The sequence below is a fragment of the Actinoplanes missouriensis 431 genome (genome assembly GCF_000284295.1).
Classification (GTDB): domain Bacteria; phylum Actinomycetota; class Actinomycetes; order Mycobacteriales; family Micromonosporaceae; genus Actinoplanes; species Actinoplanes missouriensis.
This window is the reverse complement of the sequence record NC_017093.1, coordinates 5,891,455-5,915,743: the sequence shown is the minus strand read 5'-3', so window position 1 is coordinate 5,915,743 and position 24,289 is coordinate 5,891,455. Positions and strand designations below refer to the sequence as shown.

General features: G+C 71.2%; 21 protein-coding genes. 14 read left to right on the top strand and 7 right to left on the bottom strand.

The genetic code is table 11. The features are described from left to right. Positions 1-25: 25 nt before the first annotated feature. Genes AMIS_RS27295 through AMIS_RS27280 form a run of 4 tightly spaced genes read right to left on the bottom strand, consistent with a single transcriptional unit; the run spans position 26 to position 4,237 of the window. Positions 26-1,063 (bottom strand): LacI family DNA-binding transcriptional regulator, encoded by a 1,038-nt coding sequence (locus tag AMIS_RS27295; protein WP_231859101.1) that lies wholly within the window; start codon positions 1,061-1,063, stop codon positions 26-28. Continuing rightward, positions 1,060-1,917: a carbohydrate ABC transporter permease gene (locus AMIS_RS27290; RefSeq protein WP_014445657.1), complete on the bottom strand. Its 858-nt coding sequence runs from the start codon at positions 1,915-1,917 to the stop codon at positions 1,060-1,062. The genes AMIS_RS27295 and AMIS_RS27290 overlap by 4 nt, the downstream gene beginning before the upstream one ends. Positions 1,918-1,919: 2 nt before the next feature. Continuing rightward, entirely contained in the window at positions 1,920-2,882 is a 963-nt protein-coding gene (locus AMIS_RS27285; protein WP_014445656.1) for a carbohydrate ABC transporter permease, read from the bottom strand. Between the two features lie 53 nt (positions 2,883-2,935). Then, entirely contained in the window at positions 2,936-4,237 is a 1,302-nt protein-coding gene (locus AMIS_RS27280; RefSeq protein WP_014445655.1) for an ABC transporter substrate-binding protein, read from the bottom strand. A 198-nt stretch (positions 4,238-4,435) separates the two neighbouring features. Between AMIS_RS27280 and AMIS_RS27275 the strand changes: the two genes are divergently transcribed. The 5 genes from AMIS_RS27275 to AMIS_RS27255 all read left to right on the top strand — a co-directional run bounded on the left by AMIS_RS27275 (position 4,436) and on the right by AMIS_RS27255 (position 13,130). Then, entirely contained in the window at positions 4,436-6,835 is a 2,400-nt protein-coding gene (locus tag AMIS_RS27275) for a beta-galactosidase (RefSeq protein WP_231859100.1), read from the top strand. 186 nt (positions 6,836-7,021) lie between these two features. Beyond that, positions 7,022-8,620, top strand: coding sequence for a methyl-accepting chemotaxis protein (locus tag AMIS_RS27270; protein ID WP_014445653.1), 1,599 nt, complete (start codon positions 7,022-7,024; stop codon positions 8,618-8,620). A 55-nt stretch (positions 8,621-8,675) separates the two neighbouring features. Then, positions 8,676-10,697 (top strand): TRAP transporter permease, encoded by a 2,022-nt coding sequence (locus AMIS_RS27265; RefSeq protein ID WP_014445652.1) that lies wholly within the window; start codon positions 8,676-8,678, stop codon positions 10,695-10,697. Beyond that, positions 10,694-11,695 (top strand): TAXI family TRAP transporter solute-binding subunit, encoded by a 1,002-nt coding sequence (locus AMIS_RS27260; protein ID WP_014445651.1) that lies wholly within the window; start codon positions 10,694-10,696, stop codon positions 11,693-11,695. Before AMIS_RS27265 ends, AMIS_RS27260 begins: the two co-directional genes overlap by 4 nt. Before the next feature lie 91 nt (positions 11,696-11,786). Beyond that, the gene (locus AMIS_RS27255) at positions 11,787-13,130 is read left to right on the top strand and encodes a ferredoxin reductase family protein (protein ID WP_014445650.1); all 1,344 of its coding nucleotides are present in this window, start codon (positions 11,787-11,789) and stop codon (positions 13,128-13,130) included. Positions 13,131-13,201: 71 nt separating this feature from the next. Here AMIS_RS27255 and AMIS_RS27250 read toward each other — a convergent pair whose 3' ends face one another. Then, on the bottom strand, positions 13,202-13,480 hold the full coding sequence (locus tag AMIS_RS27250) for a hypothetical protein (RefSeq protein WP_014445649.1): 279 nt from the start codon (positions 13,478-13,480) through the stop codon (positions 13,202-13,204). 225 nt (positions 13,481-13,705) lie between these two features. Between AMIS_RS27250 and AMIS_RS27245 the strand changes: the two genes are divergently transcribed. From AMIS_RS27245 to AMIS_RS27205, 9 genes are all read left to right on the top strand, one after another. Continuing rightward, a complete protein-coding gene (locus tag AMIS_RS27245; protein WP_014445648.1) occupies positions 13,706-14,176 on the top strand; it encodes a hypothetical protein in 471 nt (156 codons plus the stop codon). A gap of 34 nt (positions 14,177-14,210) precedes the next feature. Continuing rightward, complete coding sequence (locus AMIS_RS27240) at positions 14,211-14,660, top strand: MarR family winged helix-turn-helix transcriptional regulator (protein ID WP_014445647.1); 450 nt, start codon at positions 14,211-14,213, stop codon at positions 14,658-14,660. 95 nt (positions 14,661-14,755) lie between these two features. Beyond that, entirely contained in the window at positions 14,756-16,285 is a 1,530-nt protein-coding gene (locus AMIS_RS27235) for an MFS transporter (protein WP_014445646.1), read from the top strand. A gap of 85 nt (positions 16,286-16,370) precedes the next feature. After that, the gene (locus AMIS_RS27230; protein ID WP_014445645.1) at positions 16,371-18,002 is read left to right on the top strand and encodes a methyl-accepting chemotaxis protein; all 1,632 of its coding nucleotides are present in this window, start codon (positions 16,371-16,373) and stop codon (positions 18,000-18,002) included. Between the two features lie 93 nt (positions 18,003-18,095). Continuing rightward, a complete protein-coding gene (locus tag AMIS_RS27225) occupies positions 18,096-18,356 on the top strand; it encodes a hypothetical protein (RefSeq protein ID WP_014445644.1) in 261 nt (86 codons plus the stop codon). A 1-nt stretch (position 18,357) separates the two neighbouring features. After that, positions 18,358-18,864: a GAF domain-containing protein gene (locus tag AMIS_RS27220; protein WP_014445643.1), complete on the top strand. Its 507-nt coding sequence runs from the start codon at positions 18,358-18,360 to the stop codon at positions 18,862-18,864. Between the two features lie 43 nt (positions 18,865-18,907). Then, on the top strand, positions 18,908-19,375 hold the full coding sequence (locus AMIS_RS27215) for a hypothetical protein (RefSeq protein WP_014445642.1): 468 nt from the start codon (positions 18,908-18,910) through the stop codon (positions 19,373-19,375). A 75-nt stretch (positions 19,376-19,450) separates the two neighbouring features. Continuing rightward, the gene (locus tag AMIS_RS27210; protein WP_014445641.1) at positions 19,451-20,515 is read left to right on the top strand and encodes a carbohydrate kinase family protein; all 1,065 of its coding nucleotides are present in this window, start codon (positions 19,451-19,453) and stop codon (positions 20,513-20,515) included. Between the two features lie 23 nt (positions 20,516-20,538). Further along, positions 20,539-21,864 carry a family 4 glycosyl hydrolase gene (locus tag AMIS_RS27205; RefSeq protein ID WP_014445640.1) on the top strand — a complete coding sequence of 442 codons (1,326 nt, stop codon included), beginning with the start codon at positions 20,539-20,541 and terminating at the stop codon, positions 21,862-21,864. Positions 21,865-21,910: 46 nt separating this feature from the next. Here the strand turns inward: AMIS_RS27205 and AMIS_RS40855 are convergent, their stop codons facing one another. Together AMIS_RS40855 and AMIS_RS27200 are read right to left on the bottom strand one after the other, a co-directional pair. Then, positions 21,911-23,095 (bottom strand): fatty acid desaturase family protein, encoded by a 1,185-nt coding sequence (locus AMIS_RS40855; RefSeq protein ID WP_014445639.1) that lies wholly within the window; start codon positions 23,093-23,095, stop codon positions 21,911-21,913. A gap of 43 nt (positions 23,096-23,138) precedes the next feature. After that, entirely contained in the window at positions 23,139-24,212 is a 1,074-nt protein-coding gene (locus AMIS_RS27200; protein WP_014445638.1) for a ferredoxin reductase, read from the bottom strand. Positions 24,213-24,289 lie beyond the last annotated feature (77 nt).

Sequence of the window (24,289 nt, the reverse complement as noted above, 5' to 3'; positions counted from 1 at the left end):
GGAGTGGTGCCGTGAAGCCCGGGAATCAGGCGGGGGAGGAGGAGCGGATCACCAGGCTGGTCGGCACGGTGATCGAGAGCGGGGTACGGCCGGCGATCACATCGGTGAGCAGCCGGACCATCTCCTCGCTGATCCGTTCCAGCGGATGCCGGACGGTCGTCAGGGGCGGCTCGGTGGTCGCCGCCAGCCCGGAATCGTCGAAACCGACGATCCGGACGTCGCCGGGCACGTCCCGGCCGGCCTCGCGCAGCACCGGCAGGGCGGCCGCGGCCATCGCGTCGGACGCGGCGAACACCGCGTCCACCTCCGGGACCCGGCCGAGCAGCGCGCGCATCCCGGCCGCGCCGCTCTCCCGGCTCCAGTCGCCGTGCACGATGTAGTCCGGGTCGACCGTGATGCCGGCCGCGGTCAGCGCGTCGCTGTACCCGCGCAGCCGGAACACCCCGCCGAACGTGTCCTGCGGCCCGGTGATCGTGGCGATCCGGCGGCACCCGGCGGCGAGCAGGTGCTCCACCGCGGTCCGGGCGCCACCCCAGTCGTCGGCCGAGACCGAACTGATCGAGTCCTCGAAGCCGAGCACCTGACCGCACGCCACGATCGGCACCTCGGCCTGGACCAGCTGTTTGAGCAGCGGGTCCCCGGAGTGCGGGGAGACCAGCAGCACCCCGTCGACGTGACCGCCGGAGAGGTAGGCGAGGGTCCGGTTCCGCTCCTCCGGGGTCGACGCGATCATCAGGATCAGCGTCAGCTCCCGGTCGGAGAGCGCCTGCGCCACCCCGCGCAGCAGCACCGAGAAGTTCGGGTCCTCGAAGAGCAGGTGCTGCGGCTCGGTGAGCAGGAACGCGATCGAGCCGGACCGGCCGGTGGCCAGCGAGCGGGCGTGCTGGTTCGTGGTGTACCCGGTGCGCTGGATCGCGTCGGTGACCGCGCGGACGGCTTCCGGGCTGACCCAGTCACGGCCGTTGAGCACCCGCGACACCGTCGCGTAGGACACCCCGGCCTCGCGGGCGACGTCGCGGATGGTGGGGCGTTTACGCGACGACACGTTCGGGATCATAGTCATGCCTTCACGCCACCCGCGGCCAGGTCGACCTGCCAGTAGCGCTGCAACGCCAGGAACAGCGCGATCAGCGGGACGATCGAGACGAGCGCGCCGGTGACCACCGCGGTGTACATGGCCGGCTGGTTCGCGCCCTGGTTGAGCAGCCCGTTCAGGCCGACCGTGATCGGGTAGAGCCGGTCGTCGCCGAGCATGATGTACGGCAGCATGAAGTTGTTCCAGACCGCCACGAACTGGAACAGGAAGACGGTCACCAGGCCGGTCCGCATCATCGGCAACACCACCCGGGTGAAGGTCCGCCAGTCACCCGCGCCGTCGATCCGGGAGGCCTCCAAAATCTCCGAGGGCACCGACGCGGCCGCGAAGATCCGGGCCAGATAGATGCCGTACGGGCTGATGAAGCTCGGCAGCAGCACGGCCCAGTAGGTGTTGGTCATGCCGGCCTTCGCGAGCAGCAGGTACTGCGGGATCGCCAGCAGGACACCGGGCACCAGGACGCCGGCGAGGATCAGGTTGAAGACGAGGCTCTTGCCGCGGAACTCGAACTTCGCCAGGGCGTACCCGGCCATCGCCGAGACGAAGGTGGAGACGGCCGCGCCCACCCCGGCGTAGAGGGCGGTGTTCGCCATCCATCGCCAGTACAGGCCGTCCCGGTAGTCGTCGAGGCCGACCAGGTTGTCCCAGAGGTGGGTGCTCGGCGCGAGGGTGAACGTGGAGAACAGCTCGCCCGCGCTCTTGCTGGAGGCGATCAGCACCCAGAGCACCGGCAGCAGGCAGTACGCGGCGCCGAGCAGCAGGAGCGTGGTGGCGAGGACGCTGCGCCCCTGCCGGGGCCGCGCGGAAGCGACGAGAGCCATGATCAGTCCTCCTGGCTGAAGGCCCGGCGCCCGACGAGCTTCAGGAAGCCGAAGGACAGGATGAAGGCGGCCAGCGCGATGATCACCGAGGTGGCGGCGGCCGCGTACAGGTCGTTGCGGGTGAACGCGTCCCGGTGCACCTTCATGAGCGGCGTCCAGGTCGTCGAGATGGTGTTGGCGAGGGGCTTGAGCGTCATCGGCTCGGCGAACACCTGCAGGGTGGCGATCATCGAGAAGACGAACGTCATCACCAGGGAGGGCATCACCATCGGGATCTTGATGCGGAGCGCGATGGTGACGTCCGAGGCGCCGTCGATCCGGGCCGACTCGTACAGGCTGGTCGGCACGGCCCGCAGCGCGGTGTAGATGACGATCATGTTGAAGCCGGTGCCGCCCCAGACCGCGATGTTCGCGACCGCCCAGAGAGTGAGGTCGTTGGAGAGCAGGTTCGGCGCGGCGATCCCGGCCGACTCGAACAGGTCGGTGATCGGGCTGACCCGGGGCAGGTAGAGGAAGCCCCAGAGCAGCGAGGCGACCACGGCCGGCACCGCGTACGGCAGGAAGATCGAGATGCGGGCGAACTTGCTGATCGACTCCCGTGTCCGGGCCGCGTCCAGCAGGAGGGCCATCAGCAGGGCCAGCCCGAGCATGGTGGGCACGACGATGAGGCCGTACGCCCCGACCCGCCACACGCTCGGCAGGAAGTCGGGGTCGGTGAGCGAGCGGGCGTAGTTGCTCAGCCCGGCCCAGACCTCGGTCCGCGAGGCCTTGCCCAGTCCCAGGCCGCTGACCTGCGTCTTGCGCAGGCTCAGGTAACCGGCGTAGAGGATCGGCGCGGCCAGGAAGAGCGTGAAGAGGACCAGGGCCGGGGCCAGGAAGGCGTAGGGGACGCCTGTCCGTCTGGTCCGGGGGCGGGAAACCACCGGAGACGTGGCCACCGCGGGCCGGTCCATAGTCAGCGACATCGCCGAACCTTTCTCCGAGAGGCCCGGACGGCGAACCGCCCGGGCCCGCGAACTCATCCGGCGACGGTGAAGCCGCTGTTCTTAAGATCGTCGACGGTGGTCTGCTGCATGGTCGCCAGGGACGCGGTGAAGGCGGCCGCCTTCTTCGCCTCGGCCGCCTTGCCGAACGCGTCGTTGAAGGCGCTGTACGCGACGTTGACGTTCGGCCCGTACGTGAAGGGCTTGGTGGTCTTGGCTGCCTCGGCGGCGATGGCCCAGAAGTCGGCCTGGTCGGCGAAGAACGCCGGCGGCGTGCTGAGCGCGGCGCTCGCGTCGGTGGCGGCCGGGTAGATGTTGGCCTCGGAGGCGAGCAGCTTCAGCGCGGCGGGGTCGCTGTTGAGCCAGGTGATGAAAGCGGCGGCCTGCGCCTTGTGCTTGGTCTGGGTCGTGACGCTGGTGGCCGAGCCGCCCCAGTTGCCGGTCGCCGGGCTGGCGGCGTCCCACTGCGGCATGGGCGCGGCCTTCCACTTGCCCTTGGTGTCCTTCGCACTGCCCTCCAGGACGCCCGGCGCCCACACCGCGCTGACCCAGCCGACCTGGGTGCCGTCGTTGAGGGCGGCGTTCCACTCCGGGGTGTACATCGGCTTGTTGTCGATGACGCCCTTCTCCACCAGGCCGCCCCAGTACGCGGCGACCTTCTGCGTCGCCGCGTCGTTGATGTCGACACTCCAGGCGTCGCCGTTCACGCCCCACCAGGAGGCGCCGGCCTGCTGCGCGAGACCGGTGAAGAGGCCGGCGTCGTTCGCGGAGAAGGTGCCGACGTACTGCTTCGGGTTCGCCTTGTGGATCTTCTCGGCGGCCGCGGCGTAGTCGTCCCAGGTCTTCGGCGCGGCGAGGCCGTTTTTCTCGAAGACGTCGGCGCGGTAGAAGAACATCAGCGGCCCGGAGTCCTGCGGGACGCCGTAGACGGCCTCGGATCCGAGGGTCACGCCGTTCCACGAGCCGGACGGGAACTTGTCCTTGAGCGAGCCGGCCTCGCCGGCGATGTCGGCGATCGCGTCCGCGGAGACCAGGGTGGGGATCTTCTGGTACTCGGCCTGCATGATGTCCGGCGCGCCGGAGCCCGCCTTGATCGCGGTCAGCAGCTTGGTGACGGCCGGGTCGCCGCCGTCCTGCTTGTTGACCGTGACCTGGATGTTCGGGTTCGCCGCGTTCCAGGCCGCGACCACCTTGTCCATGTTCGGGGTCCAGGTCCAGTAGGTCAGCGCGACCTTCTCGTCGGGATCGGACGAGGGAGAGCCGGAGTCGGAGCTGGAGCAGGCGGTGACGGTGAACAAAGCGAGGGCCGCCATGAGCGGGACGAGTTTCGTTTTCATCGATCCTCCTTGATCGGCTGAGCCGGGGGGACGGAAGCCGGGGACGGACCCATCGAAGCGTGTTGGGTCCTGTGACCGGTTACAGTGCTGGTGTTACGGCCATGTGTCAAGACCTTGCGTCTGACCCATGAGCGCTGTGTATCGTTCGGCCACGCCGGGCTGTGACCGGTTACAGTCAAAATCCGAGGAGGGGTTCTCGTGCCCACTGAACCAACGAAGTGGCCCGAGCCGCTCTCCGTTCGCCACCGCACCTGGGCGACGCCGTTGCGCCGGCCGCGGATGAGCAACGAGGAAGACGCGCGGCCCGGGGTCTCGCTGACCAACCGCTACCTGGAGCTCGGCGGCGTGCCGGTCATCCCGGTCTCCGGCGAGCTGCACTACTCGCGGGTGCCCCGCGAGCGATGGGCCGAGCGCCTGCGGCAGATGCGGGCCGGCGGCGTGACGGTGGTGGCCAGCTACCTCTTCTGGCTGCACCACTCGCCGCGCCGGGGCGAGGCCCGCTTCGACGGCAACCTCGACGTCGCTGCGTTCGTCGACCTCGCGGTCGAGACCGGCCTCGACGTGGTGCTCCGGATCGGTCCCTGGTGCCACGGCGAGTCCCGCAACGGCGGCTTCCCGGACTGGGTGCGGCACGCGCCGGTCCGGCACCGGACCGACGATCCGGCCTATCTGGAGCTGGTCGCCGAGTGGTTCGGCCAGATCGGCGCCGCGCTGCGAGGCCGCGCCGGCGACGGCGGGACGGTGCTCGGCATCCAGATCGAGAACGAGCTGTACACGGAGCCGGGCCATCTCCGTACCCTCAAGCGCCTGTCCCGCGAAGCGGGCATGTCGGCGCCGATCTGGACCGCGACGGCCTGGGACAGCGCCGAACTGCCCGAGGGCGAGGTGCTGCCGCTCTACGGCGGTTACGGCGACGGCTTCTGGGTGGAGACCGACGCGCCGTGGGCGCCGAACTTCCGCGACCACTACTTCTTCTCACACGTCTGGGACGACCCCGGCATCGGCGCGGACGTGCGCCGCGCGCAGAACATCGAGGCGGCCAAGGGCGGACCGCGCACCCCGTCCGACCTCTTCCCGGCCGCGACCTGCGAACTCGCCGGCGGGATGGCGACCGCCTACCACCGGCGGCCGCGCCCGGACGCGCTCGACGTCGCCGCCATCGCGCACTGCAAGATCGGCAACGGCTCGGCCTGGCAGGGCTACTACATGTATGCCGGCGGCACCAACCCGGCGTCCCCGGAGGGCATGCAGGAGTCGCACGCCACCGGGTACCCGAACGATCTGCCGCGCCTCGGCTACGACTTCCACGCGCCGATCGGGGAGGCCGGGGCGCTCGCCGCCAGCCACGCCGAGCTGCGCCGCCAGCACGCGTTCCTCGCCGCGTTCGGCGACCGGCTCGCCGAGATGCCGTCCACCCTGCCCGACGCGCGCCCGATCGGCGTCGAGGACGGCACGACGCTGCGCTGGGCGCTGCGCAGCGACGGCACGTCCGGCTTCGTCTTCGTGGCGTGGCACCAGCCGCACTTCCCGCTGTCCGTTTATGAGCATGCCCGTTTCCGGGTCGGGCTCGACGATCGCGTCGTCGAGTTCCCGTCCCGGCCGGTCCGCATCCCGCCCGGAACCCTGGCCCGCTGGCCGGTCGGCCTGACCGCCGGCGGTGTCCGGATCGCCTGGGCCACCGCCACCGCACTCACCCTGCTGCCCGGCGAGATCCCCACGCTGGTCCTGATCGCCGACGAGGGCATCGCCCCGGAGGTGGCCGTCGACGGCCCCGGCGGCATCGAGGTCCACGAGATCGTGCCCGGCCTCGAACCGGTTCGCTACGGCACGCTCGACGTGCTCGTCCTCCCGGCCTCGGCGGCCGGGTCGGTCTGGGTGGTGGAGGCCGCCGTCCGCCGCCTCCTGCTCAGCCACGACGAGCTGCAGTGGGACGCCGCCGGCCGGGTGCTGGTCAAGGCCGCCGGCCCCACCGGGGTACGGGGATACGACCCGGCCACCCGGACGTTCACCACCGTGGAGACGGGTCCTCCGGTGCCCGCGCCCCTCCCGGCGGCCTCCCCGGTCACCGCCTCTCCCGGTGCGCCTTCGCCGGTCGTCGCCTCTCCCGGCGGGCCTTCGCCGGTCGCCGCCTCTCCCGCCGCGACGTCGCCGGTCGCGGCCGTGCTGGTGCGTCCCGCGGCGACGGCGGTTCCGGTCAGCTACGGCAAGCACGACGGCCGCCCCTCCGCACCCACCCCGGACGTCTTCGACGAGCTGGCCGCCGTCTACCGCCTGCCGCTGCCGGAGTGGGCCGCCGACCCCGCGCTCGACCCGCTGCTCCGGATCGACTGGGCCGGCGACGTCGGCGAGCTGCGCATCGACGGCCGTACCGTCACCGACCGCTTCTGGGACGGCGCGCGCTGGATCGTCAACCTGATCGACGCCGGTCACCACCCCGACGCCGAGGTGACCCTGCACCTGCTGCCCCTGGCGTCCGGCTCACCGGTCCACCTCCCCGCCGACGCCCGCGACCGCCTCGCCGCCGTCGACGACCAGCTCCTCGAGATCACCGCCATCGACGTCCAGCCCCGGACCATCACCGTCGAACACCCGAGCTGAGCCCTCGGCCGCCTGCTCCGCTCACGACTCGTCGTCATGGCCGGAGCAGGCGGCGAGCCCGGCACGGTGTGCTGCGCGGTTCAGCGTTTCCTTCATCGCGGGTAACCGTTCGTGACGCTCAGCCGGGGGAGAGGGCTGCCGAACTAGGGATTGGGGAGGAACGACTGCTCGGAAGGGGACCACTGCATGTCTCGCTCGCCGTGGCAGCGGCTCGCCGACCTGCCTCTGGCGGTCAAGATGCTCACCTCGGTCGTGGCCGTGGCGGTGGCGTGCGCCGTGGTCATCGGCATCGCCGTGGGTGGGTTGCGGACCGTCGAGTCCAAGTCGAAGGTGGTCTACGACCACGGGGTCACGCCGATCTCCCTGCTCGCCAGCCTGCACCAGGACGTGCTGCGGACCCGGATGTTCGCGCTGAACTACTTCATGTCCGGCGCCGCGTTCCGGGAGAAGATCACCACGCAGGTGGCGGACCTGGACGACGAGGTCGCGGACACCTGGGCGAAGTATGCGCCGCTCACCGCGGACGCGGATACCGCGACCGCGCTGAAGGCCAACTACGACAAGTTCCTGCAGCTGCGCGACGACGTGATGCTGCCGGCGTCGAACTCCAGCAACCTGCCCGGGTTCTGGAGCGGGTGGAACGAGGCCACCACGGTCTTCACCGAGATCGACGAGGAGTTCGCCACCCTGGAGCAGGCGCACGCCGCGGAGGCGGTCGCGGCGACCGACGAGGTCGCCGACGCGCGGAGTTCGGTCACTACGCAGGTGCTGGTCATCGGCCTGCTCGGGCTGATCATCGGGTTGTTCGTCGCGGTGCTCGCGGTGCGGGCCGTGGTCGGGCCGGTCCGCAAGGTCACCGATGTGCTGCAGTCGGTCGCCGGTGGTGACCTGACCCGCGATCCGGACGTGCGCAGCCGCGACGAGGTGGGACAGATGGCGGACGCCCTGCGACAGGCCACGTCGAGCATGCGGGACGCCGTCGGGGTCATCAACGGGAGTGCGGCGACCGTACTCGAATCGTCGCGGAACCTGAACTCGGTGAACGAGAACCTCGCCGGTGGCGCAGCCACCGCCTCGGACCGCGCCGCCGCCGCGCAGCAGGCGGCCGAGGACGTGGCGCGGCACGTGCACACGCTGAGCGCGGCGGCCGAGGAGATGGGCGTGTCGATCCGGGAGATCGCGACGAACGCCTCGGACGCGGCCGGGGTGGCCGGCGAGGCGGTCTCGGTGGCGCAGGAGACCAGCAGCATCGTGGCGAAGCTGGGCGAGTCGTCGAACGAGATCGGCAACATCGTCAAGGTGATCAATCAGATCGCCGAGCAGACGAACCTGCTGGCGCTGAACGCGACGATCGAGGCGGCCCGCGCCGGTGAGCTGGGCAAGGGCTTCGCGGTGGTGGCCGGTGAGGTCAAGGAGCTGGCGCAGGAGACCGCGAAGGCGACCGAGACGATCAGCCAGCGGGTGCAGGAGATCCAGACGGACACGTCCAGCGCGGTCATCGCGATCGAGCGGATCTCCGAGGTCATCGTGCGGATCAGCGACTACCAGACCACGATCGCCTCGGCCGTGGAGGAGCAGACCGCGACGGCCGGCGAGATCAGCCGCAGCGTCACCGAGGCGGCGGGCGGTGCCGAGGAGATCGCCCGCAACATCAGCGACGTGGCGGACGCGGCGCAGGCGACCACGGCGGGGCTGGAGGGCTCCCGGTCGGCGGCCCACGAGCTGGCCGGGATGGCCGACGAGCTGACCGGCGCGGTCCGGAGGTTCGAGATCAGCCGCCGATAACTCACACGGGTATTCGGTCGTTACAGAGGAGAGCGGACATAGTACTGTCCGTTTCATGGGCGCTGATCGATCTATCGAGCTGCACTACGACGAGGAGGAGCGCCCAGCCCGCGAGCTCACCGGGCGGTTCCGCGCGGTCGTCGCGAGCGTCGCCTTCGCGGTCGCCGTGCTCGTGCTCGTGCAGGTGTTCCGGCCCCTCGCTCAGGGCAGCCAGTTCTACCTGATCATCTTTCTGGCCGGCACGCTGCCGCTCGTCTTCCTGGCGTACCACAGCGGGTTTGGTGGGAAGCGTGATCGGCCCACCTGGCCGGACCTGATCCTGGCCGGTTCTGCCCTTGTCGTGTGCCTCTATCCGGTGAACCCGTTCGCCGGTGGCTACAACGCGTTCCTGGACCGGCAGGGCCTGCTCGAACCGCTCGACGTGATCTTCGGTGCGGTGCTGCTGCTCCTGGTCGTGGAGGCCTGCCGGCGGACCACCGGGTGGGCGCTGCCGATCGTCTGCGCGATCTTCCTGGGGTACGGCTACTACGGTGGCCTGCTTCCCCAGCACTGGCCGATCGCGCATGCCGGACTCGACTTCGCCCAGATCGTCGACGCGCTCTACAACTCCGGCAGCGGTTTCTACGGCACGCCGCTCGACGTCGCGGCCACGTACATCGTGCTCTTCACCATCTACGGCGCGGTGCTCGACCTCTCCGGCGCGAGCCGCTTCTTCGTCGACCTGTCGGTCGCCGCCTTCCGCAGGTCGCGCAGCGCCGCCGGGCGCACCGCGGTGGCCGCCGGCTTCCTGCTCGGCACGGTCTCCGGATCGGGTACGGCGACCGCGGTCAGTGTCGGCGCGGTGACCTGGCCCATGCTGCGGCGTGCCGGTTACCCCCGTGAACAGGCCGGCGGCATGCTGGCCGCGGCGGGCGTCGGCGCGATCCTCTCCCCGCCCACCCTCGGCGCCGCCGCGTTCATCGTCGCCGAGTACCTCAACGTCGCCTACCTGACCGTCCTCGGCTGGGCGATGATCCCGACCGTCCTCTACTACCTCGGCATCCTGCTCGCCGTCGAGATCGACGTCCGGCGGTACGGGGTCCGCCCGGTCGAGGTCGAGTCGGCCGGCGCGTGGCGGCTGCTGGGGCGATTCGGGTACCACTTCTCGTCGCTCGTGCTGATCGTCGTGCTGCTCGCGATCGGGGAGTCCGCGACCCGCGCGGTCGTCTACGCGACGATCCTCGCCGCCGCGCTGTCGTTCCTGGACCGCAGGTCCTGGCTCACCCCGCGGCGGGCGTTCGAGGCGCTCTCCGCCGGGGTGCGCGGCGTGCTGCCGGTGGTCGCGGTCTGCGCGGCGGCAGGGATCATCACCGCGACGACCACGAAGACCGGCCTCGGCGCCCAGCTGGCGTCGCTGCTGGTCAACGGCGCGCGGGCGGTCACCGACAACCCCCAGATGGTGCTCGGCCTGACCGTGGTCCTGGCCGCGTTCGCGCTGGCCCTGCTCGGTCTGGCGGTGCCGGTCACGGCGAGCTTCATCATCGGCTGGGTGATCATCGGGCCGGCCCTGCTGGCGCTCGGCGTCCCCGCGCCGGCCGCGGCCATGTTCGTCTTCTACTACTCGGTGCTCTCCGAGGTCACCCCGCCCACCGCCCTGGCGGCGGTGGGCGCCAGCGCCATCACCGGCGGCCGGGCGATCCCGACCATGTGGCAGGCCCTGAAGTACGCGTTGCCGGCCTTCCTCGCCCCGATCGCGTTCGTGCTGACCGGCAACGGTGAGCACCTGCTCGCCCGCGGATCGGTCGCCGCCGTCGCCGGGACCACGGTGGTGGCGGCCCTCGCCGTGCTGGGGCTGGCCGTGGCGACCGGCGGCTGGGTGCTCGGCGTCGGCCCGGCCGGCACCCCGAGCCGGGTCCTCGCCGCCGTCGCCGGGGTGCTGCTGCTCTACCTGGAGCCGGTGGCCGTGGCGCTCGGGGTGGGCGCCCTGCTCCTGGCGGTCGGTATGGCCGCTCTGCGCCGTAGGAAAGACCGGCCCGAGGTGCCCGAGGGGACCGAGCGGCCCGCGAAACCCGACCTGATCCCCCGGAGGAGTGCATGAGACGGACATTGAGCATCGCCCTGGCCGGCCTTCTGGCGGCGGCCACTGTGTCCTGTGGCGGCCGGCAGGACAGCGCCGCGACCGACACCGGTGGCGACGTCACCTGCGAGGTCGGCCAGTCCACCCGGATCGGCATCGCGACCGGCAACGCCACAGGTGTCTACTTCGCACTGGGTAACGCGTACGCGGAACAGGTCAACATGGCCGGCGGCAACGTCCAGGCGACGGCGTCCGAGACCGGCGCGTCGGTGCAGAACATCCAGCAGCTGGTGGCCGGCACCTACGGCGTGGCGTTCTCGCTCGCCGACACGGCGGCGAACGCGATCAACGGAACCGGCAGCTTCACCGAGAAGCAGCCGATCGCGGCGCTGTCCCGGATCCACACCAACTACACCCAGGTGATCGTCCGCAAGGCGGCCGGCATCACCGACGTCGCCGGGATGAAGGGTAAGCGGGTCTCCACCGGCTCCCCGAAGTCCGGCACCGAGGTGATCGCCCAGCGGGTGCTCACCGCCGCCGGCCTCGACCCCGCGGCGGACGTGAGCGCGCAGAAGCTGGACCTCGCCAAGACCGTCGACGGGATGAAGGACGGCACGATCGACGCGCTGTTCTGGTCCGGCGGCCTGCCCACGCCGGGCATCACCGATCTGCTCACCACGTCCGGGGACAAGGTCGAATTCCTGGACATCACGCCGCTGCTGCCGGAGATGCAGAAGATCAACGAGGTCTACCAGGCAGGCGCCATCCCGGCCGCCACCTACAAGACGGCGGCCGACGTGAAGACGATCGTGGTGCCGAACGTCCTGCTGGTCCGCGAGGACCTCGACCCGGACGTGGCCTGCGTGCTGACCCGGACCCTCTTCGAGCGCAAGACCCAGCTGGAACAGGCGAACGCGGCGGCCAAGGAGATCAGCCTGGACACCGCGCGGGCCACCGACCCGGTGCCGTTGCACCGCGGCGCCACCAAGGCCCTCGACGACCTGGGCGCTCCGCAGTGACCCGGGCCGCCGCCGTCACCCCCGGACTGAACCGGAGAGTGACGGCGGCGGTACACCCGGTACACGCCGATGTTCAGCAGGGGAGACCGGGATGATCGCCGTGACCCATCCGCAGGTGATAGCCGTCCGTCGTTCCGCCCGGGTCGCGCACGTGGCGCTCTGGGCCTTTCTCCTCGTCAACCTGGCCGTCGTGCAGGCGATGTACGTCCTGGCCGGTCCCGCGCACAACCTCGCCGGCTCGATCGGCCGGCTGCTCGGCCTCTACCTCGCGTTCGTGATGGCGCTGCAGCTGCTGCTCGTCGCCCGCCTGCCGATCCTGGACCGGGGGATCGGGATGGACCGGCTGACCACCTGGCACCGGTGGACCGGGTTCGCCGTCCTCTGGCTCGTGCTGCTGCACCCCGCGTTCGTGGTCCTCGGATTCGCCCAGCAGGACCGGGCGTCGTACGCGCGTACCTTCCTCAGCCTCGCCGGGCAGCTCCCGGTGCTGCTCGGCGTGCTGGCCACCTGCCTGATCGTGCTGGTCGTGGCGCTGTCGGTACGCGCCGCCCGCCGCCGGCTCTCCTACGAGACGTGGCACGCCGTACACCTGCTGCTCTACGCGGTGGTGGTGCTCGGCGTGATCCACCAGGTCTACGAGGGCACCGCATTCAAAATCAACATCTGGACCCAGGTGTACTGGTGGGGGCTGTGGACGTTCGCCCTCGGAGCGCTGCTGGCCGGCCGCCTGATCGTCCCGCTGGCCCGCAACGCCCGGCACCGGATGCGGGTCGCCGCGGTCGTGCCGGAGTCCGGCGACGTGGTGTCGGTGCACGTGACGGGTCGCCACCTGGAGCGGTTGCAGGCCGCCGCCGGTCAGTTCTTCCTCTGGCGGTTCCCCGAGCACCAGTCGTGGTGGCAGGTCAACCCGTTCTCCCTCTCGGCCGCGCCGAACGGTCGCTCCCTGCGATTGACGGCGAAGGCCATCGGTACGACCAGCGCCGGGCTCCGTGATCTTCCGATCGGGACGCGGGTCTACGCCGAGGGGCCCTACGGCGCCTTCACCCTGGCGCAGCGGTCCCGTTCCGGCGTCCTGCTGATCGCCGGCGGGATCGGGGTGACGCCGATCCGCGCCCTGCTGGAGGACCCGGCGATCGGCTCCGACGTGGTGGTCCTCTACCGGGTGCGCTCCACGGCCGACGCCGTCCTCCTCGGTGAGCTGCGCAACCTGGCGCGGGTCCGCGGCGCGCGGCTGCACGTGCTCACCGGCCGGACCGGCGGCGGCAACCAGCCGTTCCAGCCGGAGAACCTGGCCACGCTGGTCCCGGACGTGACCGACCGGGACACCTATGTGTGCGGGCCGGCGCCGCTGACCCGCGCGGTGGTGGCGAGCCTGCGATCGCTGCGCGTCCCGTCCCGCCAGATCCACGCCGAGCTGTTCCGCCTCGCGGCTTAGCAGGCCTTGCCGTTCAGAAGGCCGCGCCGCGCAGAAGGCCGCGCCGCCGCGAAAGCCGGGAGCCCGCCGGGCTAGACGTCGCGGACCTCCAGCACCCGGGTGGCGGGCGCCGCCTCGCCCACCTCCGCCCGCAGCGCCGCCCGGCGCGGATCGGCCAGGAAGGAGTCCAGGCCGGAACGCTCGTCGAAGCGGATCACCTGCACCTCGGCGCCGCCGGTGGTGTCGCGCATCCGCCGTTCCAGGACGCCGCCGTGCCGGCCGAGGAGCGTGAGCACGTCGTCCTCGTACCGCCGGCCGGCCTCCTCGTGACCGGCGACCATCTCCACCACAGCGACCAGAAGCAATGTCATCCCGCGAGTATCGCGGATCGTCGGATGCGAACATTTGCCCACACGGATGCCACATCGGACGGCGGGAACGGACGGTCATTGCGGACTGTTCGAGGTGGCCGAACACTGTGGAGGCGGTCCGGTGTGGAGGTCCGGCCGCGCGTGGCCGAATCCGGCGAGACGCCCCGGAAACGGCGCCCGATCCCGGTAACCTGACACCAGGAATCCGCCCGGCAGGAGCTGGCGATGGCGACGAACTCCGACGACCCGTTGGTCCGGCTGGGCCGGTGGGCGCTGGGCAAGGTCTGGTTCGGCTGCGTGCTCTCCGGGGCCTACGCGGCCGGCCGTCACTACCACTGGTCGCAGGCGTTCCTCACGGTTGCGGCCGTGCTCGGGGCGGTCGGGCTCGCCCTGGCCACCTCGTTCCTGCCGATCTGGACGCGGGAGCGGCCCAGCGGCATCCCGGTGGCCGACATCGGCCTGCGCGTGATGGTCTGGGGCGGTCTGACCGGTTCGGTGATCGCCCTGTTGATCGGCGTCCCGGCGGTCGGCATGGTCGCGGCCGCGCTGCTGCTGAACACCGCCGCGCGCACGTTCGGGGACCCGTTCGGGCCGGCGCTGCGCCGCCTGCGGATCACCCCGCGCGTGCGGTACCGGGCAGGGGCCGGACGGCCCTACCGGGACTTCAGGGAAAGTGACGCGTCACGCATCGGCTAGAAATAGGTATGCCGTCATACCTAATAATGGGTTCATGACGGAATCGGACGACGCCGTGGCGCTGATGCACCTGGCCCACCAGCTGCATCGCAATCTTGAGCGCCGCCTCCAGTCCGATTTCACCCATCCGAAGCCGCCCGAGCTGCAGACCGTCGCGCTGTGGCAGGTCCGGGCCCGGCCCGGCCTGACGGTCCGGGAGCTCGCCGATGAGCTCCAGCTGCGGCCGAACAACGCCAGCGCGCTGGTCACCGCCATGGTCACGGCCGGCCTGCTGCGCCGGGAACCCGACGAGCGGGACCGGCGGGTGGTGCGTCTGCACACCACCGAGCAGGCCCGGCGCCGGATCGACCAGGTGCAGGAGCTCTTCACCGGTTATCTGCTGAGCGCGCTGGAACGGCTCGCCCCCGAGCAGCGGGCCGCGGTGCGCGCCGCTCTGCCCGGTCTCACGGAGCTGTCCGGCCTGCTGCGGTCGGACGGGCGCTGACTTCACCCCGTACCCAATCGATCTCGCACCAAGATGGAGCACCCCCGATGCCGCCGGCAATCGTCGCAACACCCACCCCTGCCCATTCGCCGCCGGTGGCCGCAGGCCGCCGCGGCAGCCCCTGGCTCTCCCTGATCGCTGTCGCGTTCGGCCTGTTCATGGTCGGCCTGGACGGCAGCGTCGTCTCGATCGCCAACCCGGAGATCGGGCGTGACCTGGGCGCCAGCACCGCTGAGCTGCAGTGGGTGACCAACTCCTACCTGCTCGCGCTGGCCGCCGCGCTGATCCTCGGCGGCAAACTCGGTGACCGGTTCGGCCGGCGCCGCTACTACCTGATCGGTGTCGCCGGCTTCACCGTGGCGTCGGTCGCGATCGGGCTGGCCGGCTCGATCGAGGGCGTCATCGCCTTCCGCGCCGCTCAGGGCCTCTTCGGCGCGCTGCTCATGCCGAACACGCTCGGCATCCTGCGAGCCGTCTTCCCGCCGAAGAAGTTCGGCATGGCGGTCGGCATCTGGGCCATGGTCTCCTCGGTCTCCACCGCGCTCGGCCCGATCGTCGGTGGCCTGCTCGTGCAGCACGTCAACTGGGAGTCGGTCTTCTACATCAACGCGCCGATCGGCGTGATCGCGCTGGTCTTCAGCGCGCTGGTGCTCGCCGAGAGCAAGAACTCCACCGGCAGGCACAAGTTCGACGTGGCAGGCGTGCTGCTGCTCGCGGCCGGTCTGCTGGTCCTGGTCTTCGGCGTGGTCAAGGGCGAGACCTGGGGCTGGACCGCCGGGTCCACGATCGGCACCATCGTCGCCGGTCTGCTGATCCTGGCGCTGTTCGGCTGGTACGAGACCCGGCAGGAACACCCGCTGCTCCCGATGCGGCTGTTCCGCAGCCCGGCGCTGACGATCGGCGCGGTCATCACCGCGATCAACTTCTTCACGCTGCTCGGCTCGATCTTCTACATCATGCTGTACCTGCAGAACGTCCGCGGGTACACGCCGGTGATGGCCGGTGTGCTCACGCTGCCGCTCAGCCTCGCCTCGGTCGTCGCCTCACCGCTCGGCGCGGCGCTCACCGACCGGTTCGGCCCGCGCCTGACCATGCCGCTCGGCATGGTCCTGCAGGGCGCCGCCTCGCTCGGACTGCTCGGTCTCGGCACCGATTCCTCCTACCACGCGATGTGGCCGTCCTTCATCGGGCTCGGCCTCGGCGTCGGCATGGTGATGGCCGCCTCCTCCGAGGCGATCGTCGGCAACGCCCCGATCAAGGACGCCGGTGTCGCCGGCGGTCTGCAGGCCACCATGCTGCAGATCGGCGGCGCGCTCGGCACCTCGGTCCTGATCTCGCTGATCAGCAGCAAGGTCGGCGCGACGCTTGCCGGATCGCTCACCGGCGCCGGGGTGCCCGCGCCGATGGCGCAGGGCCTCTCCGAGGCCAAGGACGCGGTGTCCATGGGAGTCGCACCGGTTTCGGCCGACATGACCGACGCGGTACGGGCCGCGGTCGTCGACGGCGCCGGAACCGCCTTCATGAACGGCGTGCACGTGGCCGCCCTGGTCGCCGCGGTGATCTGCTTCGCCGGCGCGATCGTCGCCGTGGCGGGCATCCGCAGGGGGACCCCGGCACACCAGTAACACCGGTTACGAGCGGGCCTTTTCGTCGGAAAAGGCCCGCTCGTCCGCGCTCAGCAGGAGCGGCCCGGGTGCCGACTGGTTAGACATGAGCGCGATGACGGCGGAGGCGGTGGTGACCCCGGACAAGGGCCGGGGTTACTGGGCGGACCTCAGTGTCAACATCAAGGTCCTGGTGGCGGTGAGCGTCGCGGCGGTGGTCGCCCTCCTGGTCGGGGTGCTGGGCCTGCGTGCGCTCAGCGGCGCCAGTGACTCCGCCCAGGCGATCTACAGCAGCAACCTGCTGGGCGTCTCGGCGCTGGGAAGCCTGCAGAACACCATGACCCAGGCCCGGCTCGACCTGTCGAACGCGGCGATGAACCGGGACGCCACGACGAAGCAGAAATTCACCGACCTGTACGCCGCCGATGTGGAGGCGGTCGATGCCGCGTGGGACGAGTACGAGTCGACCGGCCCGGTGCCGCCGGCCGCGATGATCCAGGACACCCGGACCGACTGGAACTCGTTCGTGACGATCGCGAACGAGCAGCTGCTGCCGGCCTCCGCGAAGAACGACCTCACCACCTGGCTCGCGATCCGCAACGGCGACATGGCCGACACGGTCACCGAGATCAAGGAACACCTCGCGGAGATGACCGCGATGGAGAAGGCCGACGCCGCCGCCGACGCCGCGGACGCCCGCTCGTCCTACGAGTCCAACCGGATCCAGTCGATCGTGCTGCTGGCGGCCGGCATCGCCGCCGCGATGACCCTCGGGTTCCTGGTGGCCCGGGGCATCGTCCGGTCGCTGCGCCGGGTCACCGACGTCTGCGAAGGGCTCGCCGAGGGCGACCTGACCCGCAGCAGCGGGCTCACCTCCAGCGACGAGCCGGGCCGGATGGGCCGGGCCCTGGACGCCGCCGTCCTCCGGCTGCGCGACACCGTCAACACCATCGGCGGATCCGCCGCCACCCTGGCCGGCGCATCCGAGGAGCTCTCCACGGTCAGCGCCCAACTGCAGAGCGGCGCCGCCGACGCGGCCTCGAAGGCCAGCTCGGCCAGCGTCGCCAGCGAGGACGTCAACACCGGCGTCCAGTCGATCGCGGCCGGCGCCGAGCAGATGAGCGCCTCGATCACCGAGATCGCCACGAACGCCTCCGAGGCGGCCCGGGTCGCCCAGGAGGGCATGGCGGTCGCCGAGCGCACCAACAACCAGGTCGCCGAGCTGGGCCAGGCGAGCGCGGAGATCGGTGACGTGGTCCGGCTGATCACCAGCATCGCCGAGCAGACCAACCTGCTCGCGCTGAACGCCACGATCGAGGCGGCCCGCGCCGGTGAGCTGGGCAAGGGCTTCGCGGTGGTGGCCGGCGAGGTCAAGGAGCTGGCCCAGCAGACCGCCAAGGCGACCGAGGAGATCACCCACCGGATCGGCGCGATCCAGGAGTCCAGCACCTCGGCGGCGACCGCGATCGGGGAGATCACCGGCGTCATCCAGCAGATCGGCGACTACACCACCACGATCGCCTCGGCCGTGGAGGAGCAGACCGCCACCACCGGGGAGATGAGCCGCTCGGTGGCGGACGCCGCCACGAGCAGCGGAGACGTCGCGCGTACCGTCTCCGGGGTCGCCGAGGTGGCGAGCGCCACCGCCGACGGCGCCAAGGCCACCCAGCAGGCCGCGGCCGACCTGACCCGGCTCGCCGGGGACCTGGCCAACCTCGTCGGCGGGTTCCGGCACTGATTACCTGGCCCCGATTCCATTGAATTCCGCGTTCCTGCCGCCGATCAATTACTTCGCCGGACGAAACATCTCCCCATCAAGCAGGAGCCGTGGATGACAGAGCCTTCGCCCTACGGGCTGTCGCGTCCCACCGTGGAGGACGCGCGGGCCGCCGTGCTGCGCGTGCACGGCGGTGACGGGCCCCGGGTCTGGGACCAGCTGGTCCGGACCGCCGGGTCCGATCCAACCCTGGAACGGCTGCTGCCCGTGATGGCCGGCGCCGACCCGATCACCCGGCTCTGCGGGCTCGCCCTGCAGATCCGGGTCACCTCACACACCCAGCTCGCCGCCGCACACACCACTGTCAGGAGCTGACGTGAACACCGACCTGTTCGACCGGCTGGGCACCCCGGAGCGGATGCTCGAGATCGCCGGATTCGACCTGCTCAATGCCGACCTGCGGACCAGCCTCGACGAGGTGGCCAAGCGCAGCGCCACGCTGCTGGAGGCGCCGGTGTCGCTGGTCTCGGTGGTCCTGGACACCTCCCAGATGATCATCGGCGGGCACGGCGTCTCCGGCTGGGTGCAGGAGGCGCAGGGCACGCCGGCGGAGTGGGCGATGTGCACCCACACCGTGCTCGCCGGCGAGCCGTACTGCGTCATCGACGGCCGCAAGGACCCGAAGCACGCCGGCAACCCGTTTCTCACGATGACCGGACTGCGCAGTTACCTCGGGGTGCCGCTGACCGGCGAGGCCGGCCAGGTGATCGGCGCGCACTGCGTGATCGACACCCGTCGCCGGATCTTCACGGACGTGGACCTGGCCGTGCTCACCGACGGCGCGGAGAAGATCATGAAGCTGATGCGGGCCTACCGGGTGTGACGGGACGGCGAAAAATGTCGTAGGTGCGCGGCATCATCGCGACATGGGAGAACCAGCGACACCGATCCGCCGCCGCATCGAGCTCACCATCGCCGAGGCGCGCCTGCGGTTCCAGCAACTCGTGCGGGTGACCGGCCTGACCGGTCAGGTCACCGTCGTGGTCGACAACGGCCGGCCGATCGCCGCGATCGTGCCGGTCACCGACCTGCCGGAGTTCAGCCCTCCGCCCCCGCCTCCGCCGCCTGCCCCTCCTCCTTCCGCCCCGGCCCGGCCGCCCGCTGCGGCCCGGCCGGTCGCGCCGGTGCACGCGCCGCCCGGCAACGACGGCTGGCTGCGCCGCGTGGAGAAGGTGCGGGAGGACGTGCGCCGCCAGCACGCCGGCCGGATCCGCGAGCTGACCAGGGCTCTCGACGAGGCGTGGGCGGCGCTCGACACGGCCCGCCCCGCGGGTACCGATCGGGTGGTGGACGCGTTGCGGGCCGCCCACGCCGACCTGCGCCCGCCACGCTGATCACCCGGCACGCTGATCACCCGGCACGCTGATCAATGGATATCCGGCCTATCGGCACGGAGGTAAGATCGGACGATGCCTGAGCAGCTCGATCTGTTCGTGCCGGGGGTGGTGTACCTCGACGTCATCTTCACCGGCCTGCGTGAGCTGCCCGGCCCCGGCACCGAGGTGTGGGCGCCCGGGATGGGCTCGTGCCCCGGCGGGGTGGCCAACCTCGCGGTCGCGGCGAGCCGGCTCGGCCTGCACACCGGGCTGGGCACCGCCCTCAGCACCGACGCCTACGGGGAGTTCTGCCACCAGGTGCTCAGCCGGCAGGAGGGCATCGACCTCTCCGCCTCGCTGCGGGTGGACGACTGGCATTCGCCGGTGACGGTCTCCTTGGCGTACGACCGGGACCGCAGCATGATCACGCATGGGCACCCGCTGCCGACCGACGCCGACGGCCTGGTCAACGGCCTGCCCCCGGCGCGCAGCGCGGCGGTCAGCCTGGCCGGCTCCGGGACGGACTGGGTGCACCGGGCCAAGGCCGGGGGCACGCTGGTCTTCGCGGACGTCGGATGGGACGAGACCGAGGCCTGGTCGCGGGACGTGCTGGCGGCGCTGACCGACTGCCACGCCTTCCTGCCGAACGCGGTGGAGGCGATGCGGTACACCCGAACCGACGAGCCCCGGCAGGCGCTCGACAAACTCTCCGGCCTCGCCCCCGTCGTGGTGGTCACCTGCGGTGGCGACGGCGCGCTCGCGGTGGACGCGGGCACCGGCGAGGTGGCCGCGGTGCCGGCCGTTCCGGTGGAGGCGCTCGACCCGACCGGCGCCGGCGACGTGTTCACCGCCGGGTTCATCACCGGCACCCTGAGCGGCTGGCCGCTCGCCGACCGGCTCGCCTTCGCCAACCTGGTCGCCGCGCTCTCCGTGCAGCACTTCGGCGGATCGCTCTCAGCGCCCGGCTGGGGTGACATCGCCGACTGGTGGCAGGCCGTGCGCCGCGCCGGCGCCCGCCGGCACGACGACGCGCCCGAGTCCGCGCTGGCCCGGAGGTACGGATTCCTCGACGACGTGATCCCGCCCGGCCGGCGCACCGCCGTGCACCGGGCCACCGCCACCATCGCCCGGCTCTCCGACGCCCGGGCCGACCACTGAAATGCGCTCGTGATGGGACCCGCATGCGACTGACGATCCTCGGTGGCGGCGGTTTCCGCGTGCCACTGGTCTACCGTGCCCTGCTCGCCGACCACCGGCGCACCGGCATCACCGAGGTGGCGCTGCACGACGTCGACGCCGGCCGGCTCGACGGGATCGGCCGGGTGCTGTCCGCGCTGGCCCGAGACGTGCCGGACGCCCCGGCGCTGGTCACCACCACCGACCTGGACGAGGCGGTGACCGGGGCGGCGTTCGTGTTCTGCGCCATCCGGGTCGGCGGCCTGCGCGGCCGGGTGCGCGACGAGCGGGTGGCGCTCGAGCTCGGGGTGCTCGGCCAGGAGACGGTCGGCGCCGGCGGCATCTCGTACGGCCTGCGTACCGTCCCGGTGGCGCACCACATCGCGGCCCGGATCGCCCGGCTCGCCCCGGACGCCTGGACGATCAACTTCACCAACCCGGCGGGCCTGGTCACCGAGGCGATGACCGCCGAGCTCGGCGAGCGGGTGATCGGCATCTGCGACTCCCCGTCCGGGCTGGCCGACCGGGTGCTGCGAGTGCTCGGCGCCGACCCGGCGACCACCCGCGTCCACTATGCCGGGCTGAACCACCTGGGCTGGCTCTACGGCGCCGGCGATCTGCTGCCGGGCCTGCTGGCCGATCCGCAGCGGCTGGAGTCCATCGAGGAGGGCCGGCTGTTCGGGGCGGACCGGCTGCGGCAGCTCGGCGCGATCCCGAACGAATACCTGCACTACTACTACGACCCGGCGGGCACCCTGGCCGCGGTCCGGGGCGCGCCGCGGACCCGGGGCGAGTTCCTGCTGGAGCAGCAGCACCGGTGCTACACGTCGCTGGCCTCGGCCGCCGACCCGCTGGACGCCTGGCTCGGGGCGTGGCGGGAGCGCGAGGCCACCTACATGGCGGAGAACCGGGAGCTGGCCGGGGCGGGGGAGCGGGAGCACGACGAGTCCCGGCCGGCCGGTTACGAGGGGGTCGCCCTGGCGGTGATGCGCGCCCTGGCCCGCGACGAGCCGGCCCGGCTGATCCTCAACGTGCGCAACCGCGGCACGCTCACCGTGCTCGACGACGACGCGGTGGTCGAGGTGCCGTGCACGGTGGACGCGCGCGGGGCCGTACCCGATGAGATCCTGCCCTTGCCGGAGCACGGGGTGAGCCTGGTGCGGTCGGTGAAGGCGGCCGAGCGGGGGGTTCTGGAAGCGGCCGCGTCCGGGTCGCGGGCGGCGGCGATGCGGGCGATGGCGGCGCATCCGCTGGTGGACTCCGCGCCGATCGCCGAGCGGCTGATCGACGGTTACCGTGCGGAGTTCGCCGAGCTGAGTTACCTCAGATGAGGTGATGCCGCCCGCCGGTGACGGCGGGCGGCATCGTCGGGACGGATCAGGCGGCGACGGTCTCCGCCGGGGCCGGGCGCGGCGGGATGCTGTGGTCGATGTCGTTGGCCGGCTTGCGGTTCGGCAGCGCCAGCCGGAAGACCTTGGACCACGCCGACGCGACCTGCACGACCAGCGGGCCGGAGACGTAGTTCAGGTCGTACTTCTCGAAGAGCTCCCGCACCCGCGGGGCGATCTCCGCGTACCGGCTGGCCGGCAGGTCGGGGAAGAGGTGGTGCTCGATCTGGTGCGACAGGTTGCCGGTCATGATGTGCATCAGCTTGCTGCCGGAGATGTTGGCCGAGCCGAGCATCTGACGCAGGTACCACTCGCCGCGGGTCTCGCCGGTGATCGAGGTGCGCTCGAAGGTCTCGACGCCCTTCGGGAAGTGGCCGCACATGATGACCGAGTGGCTCCACAGGTTGCGGACCACGCTGGCCACCGCGTTCGCGCTCAGGGTCCCGAGGAACGCGCCGAGCGGGTTGCCGAAGGCGAGGCCGACCGGCACCGAGAGCAGCGGGTGGACCAGGTAGTCCTTCGCCGCCTGCTTGCGGATCTTGCGGCCGACCTGGCGGAGAGCGGCCCGGAAGGCCGGGTTGCTGCGCCGCTTCTTGGTCTTCAGGTTGCGGCCGAGCTCCAGGTCGTACGCGGCGATGCCGTACTCGAAGAAGATCGCGTTGATGAAGTTGTAGAGCGGCTGGCCCAGGTGCGCGGGCACCCACTTCTGCTGCTCGTCGACGCGCATGATGCCGTAGCCGAGGTCGTTGTCGCGGCCGATCACGTTGGTGTACTTGTGGTGCAGCTCGTTGTGCGAGTGCTTCCACTGCTCGGCGGGGGAGGCCGAGTCCCACTCCCAGGTGGTCGAGTGGATCTTCGGGTCGCGCATGAAGTCGTACTGGCCGTGCAGGATGTTGTGGCCGATCTCCATGTTCTCCAGGATCTTGGAGATGGAGAGGCCGAGGGTGCCGATGATCCAGGCCGGCGGGAAGAGCGAGAAGAGCAGCACGGCGCGGCTGCCCACCTCCAGGCGGCGCTGCACCTTGATCATGTTGCGGATGTACGTGGCGTCCTTCTCGCCGCGCTTGGCGATGAACTCGTCGCGGATCGCGTCCAGCTCACGGCCGATCGCCTCGATGTCCTCCGGAGTGAGGTGGGCGATCGGGTTGACATCCTTGCGCTGCAGAGTGGTCACGGTGTTCCTCAGTCTTTCTCTGGTCTTTCCGGGGGGAGGTCGATCAGGCGTCCAGGCGGCACGGCCCGGCGGCGGCCGAGATGCACGTCTGGATCAGGACGGGTTCGTCAAGCTCGGTGACGGTGGTGACCGAGCCGTCGCGCACGTCGCGGACGATGCCCTCGCGCATCGGCAGCACGCACTTGAAGCAGATGCCCATCCGGCAGCCGGACGGCATGAGCTGGCCGGCCGCCTCGCCGGCGTCCAGGACCGTGACGCCGGCGGGCGCCTCGGTGGAGATCCCGGACCGCTCGAAGGCGACCGTGCCGCCGTCGCCGGCGACCAGCACGGTCGGCCGGAACCGCTCGACGTGCAGGCGGTCCTCGGCACCCGCGTCGGCCCAGTGCTCGGTCAGGGCGTCGAGCATCTCGCCCGGCCCGCAGGCCCAGGTCTCCCGCTCGAACAGGTCGGGGACGAGCTCGGACAGGTCAGCGGGCTTGAGTCGCCCGTCGGCGCCGGTGTGCCGCTCGATCAGGCGGATCTTGCCCTGCCGGTGCAGGTCACGCAGTTCAGACCCGAAGACCACGTCCTCTTCGGTACGGGCGGAGTGCACCACCACCGCGTCCGGCAGCTCGTGCGCCGCCGTCCGCAGCATCCCCATCACCGGGGTGATGCCGCTGCCCGCGGTCACGAACAGCGCCTTGCCCGGTCGCCGGGCCGGCAGCACGAAGTCGCCGGTCGGCAGATCCAGCGTGAGGATCATGCCGCGCCGGGCGTGGTTCAGCAGGTAGGAGCTGACGACGCCGTCGGCCACCGCGTTGACGGTGACCGTGAACGTGCCACCGGGGCGGCCGGCCGCGCTGCTCACCGAGTAGGCGCGCCAGAGCCGGACGCCGTCGACGTCGACGCCGAGGCGGACATACTGTCCGGGCTGGTGCGGCTGCCAGTTGCGGCCGGGACGCAGCTCCAGGGTGACCGATTTCGCCGTCTCGGGACGAACCGCCTCGATCCGGGCGCGCAGGACGTCGGGATTGCGGAGGGGCGCGATGACGTCGAGATAGTCGGCGGGCACCACCGGAGTGGTGAGCAGCTCGACGACACGCCATGCGCCGTTGCGCAATGTCTGAGTTACTGGCACGTCACCAAGCCTGCTACCTCAACCGGGCGAAAGCATGACCAGGAGAAGTGAATCCGGAGCCGCATAATTGTTCGGCG

Coding starts and splice junctions, on each gene's coding strand:
- AMIS_RS27280 (WP_014445655.1), bottom strand. CDS start 4,237: ATGAAAACGAAACTCGTCCCGCTCATGGCGGCCCTCGCTTTGTTCACC.
- AMIS_RS27230 (WP_014445645.1), top strand. CDS start 16,371: ATGAGCGCGATGACGGCGGAGGCGGTGGTGACCCCGGACAAGGGCCGG.
- AMIS_RS27245 (WP_014445648.1), top strand. CDS start 13,706: ATGGCGACGAACTCCGACGACCCGTTGGTCCGGCTGGGCCGGTGGGCG.
- AMIS_RS27290 (WP_014445657.1), bottom strand. CDS start 1,917: ATGGCTCTCGTCGCTTCCGCGCGGCCCCGGCAGGGGCGCAGCGTCCTC.
- AMIS_RS27225 (WP_014445644.1), top strand. CDS start 18,096: ATGACAGAGCCTTCGCCCTACGGGCTGTCGCGTCCCACCGTGGAGGAC.
- AMIS_RS27265 (WP_014445652.1), top strand. CDS start 8,676: ATGGGCGCTGATCGATCTATCGAGCTGCACTACGACGAGGAGGAGCGC.
- AMIS_RS27210 (WP_014445641.1), top strand. CDS start 19,451: ATGCCTGAGCAGCTCGATCTGTTCGTGCCGGGGGTGGTGTACCTCGAC.
- AMIS_RS27215 (WP_014445642.1), top strand. CDS start 18,908: ATGGGAGAACCAGCGACACCGATCCGCCGCCGCATCGAGCTCACCATC.
- AMIS_RS27240 (WP_014445647.1), top strand. CDS start 14,211: ATGACGGAATCGGACGACGCCGTGGCGCTGATGCACCTGGCCCACCAG.
- AMIS_RS27270 (WP_014445653.1), top strand. CDS start 7,022: ATGTCTCGCTCGCCGTGGCAGCGGCTCGCCGACCTGCCTCTGGCGGTC.
- AMIS_RS27260 (WP_014445651.1), top strand. CDS start 10,694: ATGAGACGGACATTGAGCATCGCCCTGGCCGGCCTTCTGGCGGCGGCC.
- AMIS_RS27255 (WP_014445650.1), top strand. CDS start 11,787: ATGATCGCCGTGACCCATCCGCAGGTGATAGCCGTCCGTCGTTCCGCC.
- AMIS_RS27250 (WP_014445649.1), bottom strand. CDS start 13,480: ATGACATTGCTTCTGGTCGCTGTGGTGGAGATGGTCGCCGGTCACGAG.
- AMIS_RS27295 (WP_231859101.1), bottom strand. CDS start 1,063: ATGACTATGATCCCGAACGTGTCGTCGCGTAAACGCCCCACCATCCGC.
- AMIS_RS27205 (WP_014445640.1), top strand. CDS start 20,539: ATGCGACTGACGATCCTCGGTGGCGGCGGTTTCCGCGTGCCACTGGTC.
- AMIS_RS27285 (WP_014445656.1), bottom strand. CDS start 2,882: ATGTCGCTGACTATGGACCGGCCCGCGGTGGCCACGTCTCCGGTGGTT.